The organism is Streptomyces sp. NPDC001549 (assembly GCF_042894025.1).
GTDB lineage: Bacteria > Actinomycetota > Actinomycetes > Streptomycetales > Streptomycetaceae > Streptomyces > Streptomyces kutzneri.
Genome location: NZ_JBIAVJ010000061.1, coordinates 1 through 11,697, shown reverse-complemented (window position 1 = coordinate 11,697; position 11,697 = coordinate 1). Strand labels below are relative to the sequence as shown.

Genomic DNA, 11,697 nt, shown 5'->3' with positions numbered 1-11,697 from the left:
AGCTACCTCGCCGGCCTCCACCTCCGCGCCGCAATGATCTGGATCGACGACCTCCTGAAAGCCGCCGACTGATCACAACATCACACAGGCCCTAGTCGGCCTGCAGGACGAAGAACAGGAAGCACAGGAAGCGCGGCTTGGCCGCGATGGCCTCGGGGAACATCTCGCGGGCGGCGGGATCAGGCTCCGGCTCGCTGATGACCGTAATCCGGAAACCGGCCCCGATGAAAGCCTCGATCATCGCGTGCAGCGGCCTGTTCCACCTGCTCACCAGGGCGGTATGGCCGCCAATGGTCCACTCCACGGTCCATTTGGTGGTGTCGAAGTAGTTGTGCTCGGCCTCGCGACCGGCCTCGCGGTGTATGAGGTTGATGGCAAAGGGATGGTCGACAGATGCGATCAGCCGACCGCCGGGCCTGAGTACGCGTCGCAGCTCGGCCAGCGCCGGCCCCCAGTCCTCCAGATAGTGCAGCACCAGGGACGCCGTTACATCGTCGAATGTGTCATCAGCGTAAGGAAGCGGGCTGCCCAGGTCCGCCACCTGCAGGTCCGCACCGTCGCCGAGCCGCCGCCGAGCCAGCTCCAGCATCCCGGCACTCGTGTCGAAGCCACTCACAACGGCGCCACGGTCGCGCAGCGCGGCAAACAGGGCCCCCGAGCCGCAGCCGGCGTCGAGAATCCGTCGGCCGGCCACGTCTCCAGCGAGGGCCAGCATCGCGGGCCGCTCGTAGTAGGCATTGACCAGGTTGGTTTCGTTTGCGGCCGCGTACGCCTCGGCGAAGCTGTTGTAGTCGTTGGTCTTCGACGGTTCCGCACTCACTGCGGACGGCGAGACCAGCTTGGTGGAGATCGCGTGCTCTTGGCGCTCACTTGAGATCATGGTGCGGGAGACGTGTGCTGCACCAGTTCAGTTCCGGGCCGCTCCCGACGGCCCTCACATCCTTCGAGATCCAACGAGCCGTTCGTTCCCGAGTTCGTCCAGCACCGCCCGGTGCAGCCGACGCCACAGGCCGGCCTCGGTCCATACCGACCTGCACCGAGATCCAACGCCTGTTCACCACCCTGACCAGCCGGGCCCACGACCTCGCGCACCGACTCCGCTGGTCACACTGGCGACGCCGACACCAGGCCCGCGCCCGCGACTGCCACTACCGACGGCAAGCAGCCGCCCAGCCATGAAGATCACGATCTACGGCTGGAGTACTAGCCGCCATGTCGGTCCAGGTCGCCGCTCGCGTCATCACCGAATTCCCCCTACCCAGCCCGGCCGGCTTCCCCAACTCGAACGCCATCACGGCCGGTCCCGATGGGAACCTCTGGTTCACCGAGTACGACAGCGCAAAGATCGGACGCATCACCCCGGACGGGGTCTTCAATGAATACCACTTGCCCACCCCGGACCGCGGGCCTACCTTCATCACGGCAGGTCCCGATGGGAACCTGTGGTTCAGCGAGTACGACGGCAACCGGATCGGGCGGATCACCCCCGCGGGGGCCGTCACCGAACACCTTCTGCCCCGCCCGGACAGCTGGCCATCGGCAATCATCGCCGGGCCTGACGGGAACGTGTGGTTCACCGAATACGAGGGCAACCGGATCGGGCGGTTGACTCCGGCGGGGGCCGTCACCGAATTCCCCCTGCCCAACCCGGGAAGCGGGCCGTACGGGATCGCAGCAGGGCCCGATGGCAACCTGTGGTTCACCGAATACGAGGATGGCCGGATCGGGCGGATCACCCCGGATGGGGTGGTCACGGAAATCCCCCTCACCGCACCGAACCGCAGGCCAGGCTTCATCGCGGCAGGTCCCGATGGCAATCTGTGGTTCACCGAGTTCGACGGTGACGGGATCGGACAGGTCACCCCGGATGGGGTCGTCATCGAGTTCTCCCTGCCCACTCCGGGCAGCGGGGCTTCCTTCATTGCGGTCGGCTCCGACGGCAATCTCTGGTTCACCGAGTTCGGCGGTAACCGGATCGGGCGCATCACCCCGTCAGGGACCGTCACCGAGTTCCCCCTACCCAACCCGGAAAGCGGGCCACACGGCATCGCGGTGGGCCCCGACGGGAACCTCTGGTTCACCCAGTACTGGGGCGGCAGGATCGGACGGATCACCTCGGCGGGGACCGTCACCGAATACCCTCGCCCCGCAGTGAACAACTACCCGTTCGGGATCACGTCAGGCCCTGACGGGAATCTCTGGTTCACCGAGTACATGGGTGACAGGATCGGGCGGATCACCCCGGCGGGAACCGTCACCGAATATCCCCTTCCCACCCCGGGGAGTCACCCGTTCGGGATCACGTCAGGCCCTGGCGGGAATCTCTGGTTCACTGAGTACTGGACGAGCAGGATCGGACTGATCACGCCGACAGGAGACATCACCGAATTCCCTCTCCCCAACCCGAACAACTTCCCCTACTTCATTGTGGCGGGTCCTGACGGGAACCTGTGGTTCACCGAGCCCATCGGAAACCGGATCGGGCGGATCACCCCGACGGGAAGCGTCACCGAATTTCCCCTCGCCATCCCGAACCGGCAGCCGACCTGTATCACGGTCAGACCCGATGGAAACCTGTGGTTCACCGAATACAACAGTAACCGGGTCGGGCGGATCACCCCCGCGGGGGCCGTGACCGAATTCCCCCTCCCCACATCGAACCGCAGGACAAGCAGCATTCTGGCCAGGCCCGACGGCAACGTGTGGTTCACCGAGGCCATGGGCAACCGGGTCGGGTGGATCACCTCGGCGGGAGCCATCACCGAATTCTCCCTCCCCACCCCGGGGAGTCACCCGTCCGGGATCGCAGCCGGTCCCGATGGAAATTTCTGGTTCACCGAGGCAGGCGGCGGCAAGATCGGAATGATCACCGCGGCCGACAGCGCCACACCGACCCCACCAGAGCAATAGCACAGGGGGACCGTTCGGGAAACCGCGTCTGGAAGCGCTGCTCTGCGCAGCGGCACACTGTCCGGCCGTCAGCCATGGGAGTACTGGGGGCTTGCCGAGACCGGCAACTCCATTCCCCACCCGGACATGCCGACGGATCCAACCCAGAACGTGACCGGTACCTGGATCGAAGTGCTCGCCAAGGTGCCCGTGATGCTGCACCGGACCAAGCTCGCCTACCGGGACCTGGTGCAACTGCTGGAGATGCACTGGGTCGATCCCAACAACAGCATCACCATCCTGGAACCGGCCGATCCGAACGCGGCCGCCTGCGACACCTCGTCTTTCACGACGGCAATCTGATCCGGCACAACACCACGTCCCAGTACTTCTGGTATCGGTGGAGCGGAGACCTTGGAGGAGACGCAGGGGGCGGATCAGGGTCTCGCTGTATCCGCCGGTGGAGGTCGCCCAGGCTTCGAGGCAGTTGATGCTCGTCGCTTTGGAGTCGGTTACGCCGGGTAGGCGGCGGAGGGCCTTTACGTTGAGATAGTCAATGGCGCCCTTGGCGAGCAGCAGGATGAGGGTGTCGGCCTCGCGCTGTTCGCTGCTGGTGGGCATGTGCATGCCTTCGAAGGCGATCTGGTCGGCGGGATGCCATGGCTTGTAGACCGCCTGGCCGAGAAGGGTGCCGAGGGCGGTGCTGAACTGCCCTCGGGCAACGAACAGCCAGCGCAGCGGGTCGGGCGGGCCGTCGGTCCACTGGTCGAGGATGTCGCGGCTAACGAAAACCTCAGTAGTTCCATTTTCACTTGTTTATGCGCTAATTTTCGACCGATCAACCACGTTTACTCCATTTGCGTCCACATGTTGGGTGTGATGCAGTGATAGATGTTCGGTGCGCCGTCCCGATTTGATCGTTGTCGTGGCGATGGCCGACCTCATAGACGCAATGGATCTCGCCTTGAGCTAAAAACGGGGCGCTATGACTGCTGCGACAACGTATGCAGCGGAGTCATCCCCTAAATAGGACTGCACATCATCAGCACATGGCAGAGCCCCGAGTCCCGATGCCTGAAATTGAAATAGATGGTGACGGCACAGGACCCCCAGAACTGCAAACCGCAGTGACTACTGACGGACATGCCTTCCCGGCTCGGAGTAGCCACTCCGATAGCTGTCCAGGTCCCGGGCGCCGCGACCCGAAAGAACGGACGCCGAAACATGGCCATCACCACCACCGACCACGCGGTACCCCGCATCTCCAAGCTCCCTATCAATAGTGGCCAGACCGTGAACCTCTTCGTGCGGGAGCGCGACGGCACCCGACCGGGCGGCGACCGGACGGCCGTGCTCATGCTGCACGGCCGCAGCATCCTGGTACTGCCCAGCGCCGATCTCGGCACGGGGAAGTACAACTGGATGCTGTCGCTGGCCAGGGCGGGCTTCGATGTGTTCGCCATGGACCTTCAGGGAAACGGCCGCTCGTCCCGGCCGGATGTGATGCAGCAGCCCTGCAACACATCTCAGGCCCAGCAGCAGGTGCTCCTCGGCGGGAACCCGCTGGCGTCGGTCTGTACCCCCGTCCACGACAGTCAACTCGGCGATTCGCGCAGCGACTGGTCCGAGGTGGACACAGTCGTCAAGTACATCAAGAAGCGGCACGGCGTTTCGAAGGCCGCGCTCATGGGCTGGTCCGCGGCCGCCCTCGCGCTCGGTCCGTATGCCATCGAGCACTCGGGAAACGTGAGCAGCCGGTTCCTACTCGCGCCGGTGTTCGGCCCCAACTACCAGGAGAGCGCCCCGGGCACCGACTGGGCCCCCCTTCCCACTGCCCCTGTCGGCCAGCACGGACCCCAGGTGGGGCTTCCCCATGAATCTCACCAGCAGGGAGGGCTTCGAGAGAGCCTGGAACAGGGAGCTGGGCTGCCCGGAGCAGCGGGAGGACGGCATCGTCGACACCGTCTGGGACGCGATCACGGACAGCGACACGTTCGGCAGCAACTGGGGCGCCAAGAAGTACGGAGTACCCCAGGGAGTGCTCCGCTTCCGGAACGCCTTCTGGTGGGGCTGGAACAAGACCGGCGTGAAAGTGAAGAACATCCTCGGAGACAAGGTGCCAGTGCTCATCGTGTATCGGGAGCACGACAAAACGGTGAACAGCACACCGGGAACTGTCCCGTTCCTATCGGTCCCGGACCTCTACAAGGCCATTCCGGGCACGCGGGAGCTGATGTTCAAGGTTGCCTGCTCCGGCCACCAGCTCCAGTGGGAGGAGCCAGCAGCCGCGCATCTGCACCGCCTGTCCCGCAAGTGGCTCAAGCACACCGCTGTCGACGGACACACCACGGGCCGCTTCGAGATGGACGAGGACGGCGACTACACCCCCGTGCCGTGATCACACAAGAACACCCACCAGTCCGCCGGAGGCTCAGCAACTCTGCGCGTATGGGCCTGGGCGCTCTCGTGATCATGATCGTGGCTGTCGCTCGGATAGGAACCGGACTGGCCGTGGAAGAAGGATCTGCGCCAAGGCCGGCCTCCTCGCACTCACCGAAAGCCCGACTGCGATCACCGGTGCACTGCGGGCCACAAGCCTGATCGCCGGGCAGGCATGGCCGGCCGTTATCAGCGCGCCCCCGCTCCTTCCCGTAGCGAGTCGATGATTCCTGTCACATGTGAACGGATGCCGCGCCCGCCAGTTCCGGCAGCAGTCAGCCCGGCTCACTGGCCTTACGCGGGAGTTAGGTCGGGCTCCGTCCATCCGAGCGCACCGGCCATGACTACGGCGAGAGCGCAACATCTGAGGAGGGAACATGCAGAAGCGAGCAAACCATCTGCTGCCCACGGAGGCGGCCACGTCGCTGGCGTCCACGTCCGGAACCGCCGACGAGGCCGCCACCGGTATCCGCGTCAGCAACGGACGTGTCGTCGAGGCCAACGGCAACGACTTTGTGATGCGCGGCGTCAACCATCCTCACGCTTGGTATACCGACCGGACAGGCTCCCTCGCCGACATTAAAGCGAAGGACGCCAACACCGTCCGCGTGGTGCTCTCCAGCGGCCATCATTGGCCGATGACCAGCGCCGCTGAGGTCTCTACCATCGTCCGGCTGTGCAAGCGAAACCGGCTGATCTGCGTGCTGGAGGTGCACGACACCACCGGTTACGGCGAGGTGAGCGGCGCCGCCACGCTCTCCGAGGCCGCCGATTACTGGATCAAGGTCAAAAGCGCACTGCAGGGCCAGGAGAAATACGTCGTCATCAACATCGGCAACGAGCCGCACGGCAACAAGGATTACGAGCGCTGGACTTCCGACACCAGCGCCGCCATCCGGAAACTGCGAGGCGCCGGCTTCCGCCACGCCATCATGGTCGACGCTCCCAACTGGGGCCAGGATTGGTCGGGTACCATGCGCAACGACGCCCGCACGGTCTTCGTCGACGACCCCAACCGGAACACGATCTTCTCGATCCACATGTACGGGGTCTACGAAGCCGCCGCTACGGTGCGGGACTACCTCGACTTCTTCGTCAGCGCCGGATTGCCGATCGTGATAGGTGAGTTTGGGGACTGGCACACCGACGGCGACCCTGACGAGGACGCGATGATGGCCACCGCCGAGCGACTCAGCCTGGGGTACTTGGGCTGGTCCTGGAGCGGCAACACCGGCGGCTATCTGGACATGGTCGACAACTTCAACGCCAACTCCCTGACCGGCTGGGGTCGACGCATCTTCAGAGGCACCGACGGCATCGCCGCCACCGCAAAGGAGGCCACCATCTACGCCGGCGGGGGCACCAGCGGAGGTAGGACCGGCGGCAATGGCGGCACCGTCCCGAGGGGCTACCTCTACGCCTGAACGGCGTCCCGGCCGACCCCCGCACGGACGGCCGGAGTGGGGGAACCAGCGGTTCTCTGTCGGGTCGGGCCCGCCCGGGTGGCGTAGGCGGCGAACCATCTCTATCTCTGTGCCGGTACTTGGCGGAACCGGCCGAGCGGGCCATGCTCGCGCCTCGGCACTTTAGTGTCCGATCGTGCCTTTGACTGACCTCAGGAACGGCTTTCGTGATGATGATCAGCGGGGGTGGGTCCAAGCGGTGATCCATGGTCGCTCAGCAGGCTCGGGCGGCGCTCTCAGTGAAGCTGCTGGGTGCCGACGCTGTCATGGACGAAGACGGACCGGGTGTCGGTGGAAGGGTAGCTCTCCTTCAGGGTGAAGGCCTGGGGCGTGCCGCCCGCGGGGGCGTCCGGGGCTTCGAAGTACAGGACGTAGGTCTTGGAGGTGGCCGTCTCGCTCTCCAGCTGCAGCCAGCCCACGACGCCGGCAGCCGGAAATGTACCGGTCGCCGTGATGGTGGTCTTCGTGGTGCCCTGCTGGAGGGCGAAGGCGGCCGTGCCGAGGTCCAGACGCTTGCGGGCGCCGTCCTTCCAGCGCTGGAAGAGCGTGATCCACTCCTCCGGCCATGGGCCGCCGGTCGCTGTGGGCGGCATATCGCTCTGCAGCCGCGCCAAGATGGCGTCGGCATTCGCCACGACGTCGTTGTAGTCCCACAGATCGAATGCGAAGCCCATGTGGGCCTTGTCGGTGGCGCGGAACATCGGACGGATGTGGAGCTCGAACACGGGAGTGCGCATGCTAGCCGTACACCTCCATCAGAACGCTGTTGAGTGTGATCTCCCCGATCAGCTCGGGTGGCTGCTGTGGCTCACCCTGCGGCGTGGGGGGAGGCCATGTACTGGAGCGTCAGCAGGTGCTCCTCGGCTTCGGCCGTGGCGGCGAGCACGGTTGTCACGTCGAAGCGTGCGGTGACCACGGTCGTGTGGTCGTGCGGCTCCGTTCCGTGTCCCGGGTGGCTGTGGTCGTGCGTGTCCGTCCCGGGGTGGCTGTGGCCGTGTCCGGGGTGTCCGGTGCCTGCGCCGTGCGGGTGGGCCTGCCACATCGCCAGGTACCCGATGTCGAAGCGCTTTACGAACTCCTCGTCGTCGCGCCGGTATGGGATGTCGACCGGATGGAAGAACGCCCGTAGCACATAGCTCCCCGTCAGGGGATCTTCACCCCCTCCAGGCGCAGGCCCACGCACCTGCCCTGTGCCGCGTGCGACGCGGCCGCAGCGACGCCGAACTGCACCTGTCCCTTCTCGCGCAGCTCCGTTACGGGCCCGGCGTCGGACACCAGAGTGAGCGGGACCGTCTCCAGGATCGGAGGCGGGAGGGGGAGCGGGGCGGGCGGAGCGAGTACGTCGAACGCGGCGTTGAGCTGATCGGTGTACTCGTACCGGTAGCCCAGCGCCAGCGTGTCGGCGAAGTCCGCGATTTTGTGTTTGGGCTGCGTCAGGAAGCCGCGCAGCTTGCTCTGCGGAGAGGTGGGGGCGGGCATCGCGTGGCGCCGCTGCCATTCGGCCCAGAGCAGGTCGATGAAGCAGTGGAAGCTGAAGTAGATCGGGTCCATCGCGGCCGTGGTCGGGTTCGACATCAGGCCGCCGATGAAGTTGGGATGCATGTAGTCGTGCGGGCCCCGCTCCAGTCGGCCCTTGCTGCCGATCGGCGAGCCCTTCACGTAGCCGGCCAACTCGGCCTGGTTGCTCTCGTGGAGCACGATGTCGAGGGTGTTCGCCGGCAGCGGCGTCGACAGGTTCTCGTTACGACTGGAGTCCAGGCCGGGCTGCGCGAACGCGGCCGGGAACTTGCCCGTCGCCTGTGGGTGGATCCAGTCCCAGTACGGCACGGTGACATTCGCCGTTCTCGGTGGGTCCGCCGCCTGCAGCAGCTTCTCGAAGTAGTGCAGGTGAGCCCGGTGCCACGGCAGGAACAGGTCGCTGCCGTGTTCGCACGGGCCGACGAACCCGTCGTTGTGGAGCGCAGCCTGGAAGTCGTACCCGCTCACGTCGTCCGTATCGGCGGTCGAGCGTGCGCGCAGGATGTCGATCGCATGGATGTAGTCGCTCAGCTCGCTCGGGCTCAGGGAGTTGATGTCCCGTCGGCTTCTGACCATCGCTCCACCTTCGGTTCGGCTCTCCCTATACGTATCAGCAGGAGCGCTGTGGCGCGCGTCACAGTTGTGGCGTGTCCGTGTGACGCCCGGGCCCATCAGAGATCCAGAACCTCTAATTGCTAACGAATTAGAGATGTCGGGGGGTGTGGCCCTATGAGTTTGGTCAAGCTGTTCGGGTAGTTGGGGTTCGTAGAAGGTGCCGTCGCGGAGCGTGGCGAAGTGGACGTCGGCCCTGCGGCGGGCGAGGCAGAGCAGGGCTCGGGTGTGCTGCTTGCCCTGGCTGATCTTCTTGTCGTAGTAGGCCCTGGAGGCAGGGTCGGCGAGGGCGGCGAAGGTGGAGAGAAAGAAGGCCCGTTCGAGCTGCTTGTTCCCTCGCCGGTTCGCTGCGGATCGCGGAACCTGAGTTGCGGGTCGCCGGGGCGAGTCCGGCGTAGGCGGCGATGTGGGTGGCGGAGGGGGAAGCTTCTGTCGTCGTCGACGACGTCGATGAGGATTTTGACTCCGGTCCTGATGCCGACTCCGGGCATCGAGATCAGGATTTTGGAAAGAGGGTGGGTCTCTCCAGCCATTCCTCGATGCGCCCAGCCAGGAGTTTGCGCTGGTCACGGACGGCGGCGAGGGAGCTGACCAGGCTGGGGACGATCAGTGCGGCTGCTTTCGGTGCCAGGCAACTCCACGGTTTGTTCGTCCAGGCGGTGAAGATGTCTTCGATCAGGCGCTCGGCCATCTGCGGTGCTTTCGGCCGCAGCAGCGTGACCAGCCGGCGTCGGCCGGCTTTGCGGATCTGGGCCGGTGACCCGAATCGTTCGACCAGGGCCAGGACGGCGGGGTGCTGCAACCGCGGCCGCGGTACTTGTTCCAGGGACGGATGGATCTGGGTGAGCAGGCCGTGGAGGTGGTTCGCGACCCGGGTGGCTTCGCCGGTCAGGTCGTCGTCGAACCCGACGATCATCTCCAGCTCGGCGATCGTTTCGTCTTCGAGAGCGGTGGCCCGCAGCGTGTGGGGCATCGCGCGGGCGGCGTCCGCGATGATGAACGCGTCCTTCGCGTCAGTCTTGGCCTCGCCGGGGTAGAGATCGGCGATCTGCCCCTCGTTAATCCGGGCAGGTAGGCGACCGGGCAGCCCATGTCCCAGGCCACTGCCAGGGGCAGGGCCCCGATCGAGGCCGGCTGGTCGACGACGACCAGTACGGTTCCGTGCTTGGCCCGCAACTTCGCGAAGAGCTCACGGAGTTTGGGCTCGGTGTTGGGCAGGAGTTTGTCGAACGCGCTTTTGCCCGCCGGTGTGACGGCGGTGGCGTGGTGTTCACCCTTGCCCACGTCCAGGCCGAGGTAGGCGTCGATGTCGCCGGTGTGGATCACATGCGTCCTCCGGTCGCGCTCTCGCCCGCCTCACCCACAGCCCCGATTGGGCCCGGGAGCCGGTAGCCCCATTGCGGAGGCAACGAAGACGGTAACGGGGGGCGAGCAAGGTGGGTTCGTGGTCGCGGGCTTCGAGGCGGCCCGCCCCGATCGGGTGAACTGTCCGGGGGCTCGCCCGCACCTCGCTCGCCCGGCCTGCCGGACGGATAGCGTTTCATCCTGTCTGTACACAAATGAGGCAGGTGTGGCATGACCCAGGTCCTTGAGTATGAGAGCAACGCCATCGTCGAGCTGCTGGGCGTTCTCCCGGCGGACCGCGATGAGGAGTGGCTGAAGAACTCCCTTCAGCAGGCGATCATGGTGGAGATCGCGACCATCGGTCCGTACGCGAGTGCCCTGTGGTCGATCAAGGAATCGAACACGGCGGTTGCCAAGAACATCCGGGAGATCATCTTCGATGAGATGACCCATATGGGACTGGTGTGCAACATGCTCACCACCATCGGAGGGACGCCGGTCCTCGCCGATCCCAAGGTGGTGCCGAAGTACGAGCACGCGCTGCCGGGGGGCGTGCGGCCCGAACTCATCGTCTTCCTGGAGGGGCTGACCAAGGACTCGGTCGAGATGTTCTCCGAGATCGAGCGCCCGGATCACCCGGTCGCCCAGTTCGGGACCTTCGCCACCATCGGAGCCTTCTATACTGCGATCGAAGAGGCGTTCGAGGCGCACCAGCACCTGATCAGCGGCGACCGGCAGATCGACTTCTCCCTTGAGGGCCACGGCCAGGGCAACAAGATCGTTCCGCTCGACAGCATCGAGAAGGTGCGAGCCGCGATCGAGATCATCAAGGAGCAGGGCGAGGGCACCTCCGCCTCACCCGAGAACCCCTTCCCCGGCACGCCCGGCGAGCTGGCGCACTTCTATGTGTTCCGGGAGATGTTCCGCGGCAAGAAGCTGATCAAGGTGTCGGAGAATCCGGCCGTCTGGGACTTCAAGGGCGACGATGTCCCGCTGCCCCCGGCCTTCCCCATGGGGCGGGTGCCCGATGGCGGTTGGGTCAACGGCGGGCTGAACGCGCCCACGCCCGAGGTTCAGCAGGTGCTCGCAGCGTTCAACACACATTTCAGCGAAATGCTGCGGGCGCTGCAGGAAGCCTGGCGGACGGGTGACTCGGACGAGCTGTTCCCGGCGATCGGCCACATGCGCGGGATGCGCACCGAGGCGCGGAAGCTCGTTCAGCTGGAGCTGCCCGACGGCAGCGGGAAGACCTACGGGCCGGAGTTCCTGTACGTCGAGGAGTGAGAGGTCGCTTTCTCTGACCGCTCTTCTGCGAAGGCCCAGACTGCCGTCCGCTCCTAGCTTGACCTTTAACGTCCGAGGTCGAACGGTGCCTCGTACTTGATCACTCGGTTCGGTAACCGCCGTACGCGGAAACGGCCTTCGTCTGGAT

The 11,697-nt window shown here is 65.4% G+C and carries 10 protein-coding genes and 3 pseudogenes; 8 read left to right on the top strand and 5 right to left on the bottom strand.

Features of this window, described 5'->3' with window-relative positions; all coding sequences use genetic code 11:
• Positions 1-91 precede the first annotated feature (91 nt).
• Positions 92-880 (bottom strand): class I SAM-dependent methyltransferase, encoded by a 789-nt coding sequence (locus tag ACFY04_RS43105; RefSeq protein WP_024756398.1) that lies wholly within the window; start codon positions 878-880, stop codon positions 92-94.
• A gap of 149 nt (positions 881-1,029) precedes the next feature.
• Between ACFY04_RS43105 and ACFY04_RS43100 the strand changes: the two are divergent.
• The 7 genes and pseudogenes from ACFY04_RS43100 to ACFY04_RS43070 all read left to right on the top strand — a co-directional run.
• Positions 1,030-1,179, top strand: a pseudogene (locus tag ACFY04_RS43100) (IS701 family transposase); the annotation flags it as partial.
• Between the two features lie 33 nt (positions 1,180-1,212).
• Positions 1,213-2,910, top strand: coding sequence for a hypothetical protein (locus ACFY04_RS43095; protein ID WP_389126488.1), 1,698 nt, complete (start codon positions 1,213-1,215; stop codon positions 2,908-2,910).
• A 126-nt stretch (positions 2,911-3,036) separates the two neighbouring features.
• Positions 3,037-3,252: a hypothetical protein gene (locus tag ACFY04_RS43090; protein WP_389126486.1), complete on the top strand. Its 216-nt coding sequence runs from the start codon at positions 3,037-3,039 to the stop codon at positions 3,250-3,252.
• 258 nt (positions 3,253-3,510) lie between these two features.
• Positions 3,511-3,777 carry a hypothetical protein gene (locus ACFY04_RS43085; protein ID WP_389126484.1) on the top strand — a complete coding sequence of 89 codons (267 nt, stop codon included), beginning with the start codon at positions 3,511-3,513 and terminating at the stop codon, positions 3,775-3,777.
• A gap of 255 nt (positions 3,778-4,032) precedes the next feature.
• Positions 4,033-4,614 (top strand): annotated as a pseudogene (locus ACFY04_RS43080) (hypothetical protein); the annotation flags it as partial.
• Positions 4,615-4,762: 148 nt separating this feature from the next.
• Positions 4,763-5,287 carry a hypothetical protein gene (locus ACFY04_RS43075; RefSeq protein WP_389126492.1) on the top strand — a complete coding sequence of 175 codons (525 nt, stop codon included), beginning with the start codon at positions 4,763-4,765 and terminating at the stop codon, positions 5,285-5,287.
• A 418-nt stretch (positions 5,288-5,705) separates the two neighbouring features.
• On the top strand, positions 5,706-6,752 hold the full coding sequence (locus ACFY04_RS43070; RefSeq protein ID WP_389126483.1) for a glycoside hydrolase family 5 protein: 1,047 nt from the start codon (positions 5,706-5,708) through the stop codon (positions 6,750-6,752).
• Positions 6,753-7,027: 275 nt separating this feature from the next.
• Here ACFY04_RS43070 and ACFY04_RS43065 read toward each other — a convergent pair whose 3' ends face one another.
• From ACFY04_RS43065 to ACFY04_RS43050, 4 genes and pseudogenes are all read right to left on the bottom strand, one after another.
• Positions 7,028-7,528 (bottom strand): hypothetical protein, encoded by a 501-nt coding sequence (locus ACFY04_RS43065; protein ID WP_389126481.1) that lies wholly within the window; start codon positions 7,526-7,528, stop codon positions 7,028-7,030.
• Positions 7,529-7,599: 71 nt separating this feature from the next.
• Positions 7,600-7,923: a hypothetical protein gene (locus ACFY04_RS43060; RefSeq protein ID WP_389126480.1), complete on the bottom strand. Its 324-nt coding sequence runs from the start codon at positions 7,921-7,923 to the stop codon at positions 7,600-7,602.
• Between the two features lie 11 nt (positions 7,924-7,934).
• Positions 7,935-8,885: a tyrosinase family protein gene (locus tag ACFY04_RS43055; protein ID WP_389126490.1), complete on the bottom strand. Its 951-nt coding sequence runs from the start codon at positions 8,883-8,885 to the stop codon at positions 7,935-7,937.
• Between the two features lie 174 nt (positions 8,886-9,059).
• Positions 9,060-10,247, bottom strand: a pseudogene (locus tag ACFY04_RS43050) (IS110 family transposase); the annotation flags it as partial.
• 249 nt (positions 10,248-10,496) lie between these two features.
• Here ACFY04_RS43050 and ACFY04_RS43045 point away from each other — a divergent pair.
• Positions 10,497-11,549 (top strand): ferritin-like protein, encoded by a 1,053-nt coding sequence (locus ACFY04_RS43045; protein ID WP_389126479.1) that lies wholly within the window; start codon positions 10,497-10,499, stop codon positions 11,547-11,549.
• Positions 11,550-11,697: the final 148 nt, after the last annotated feature.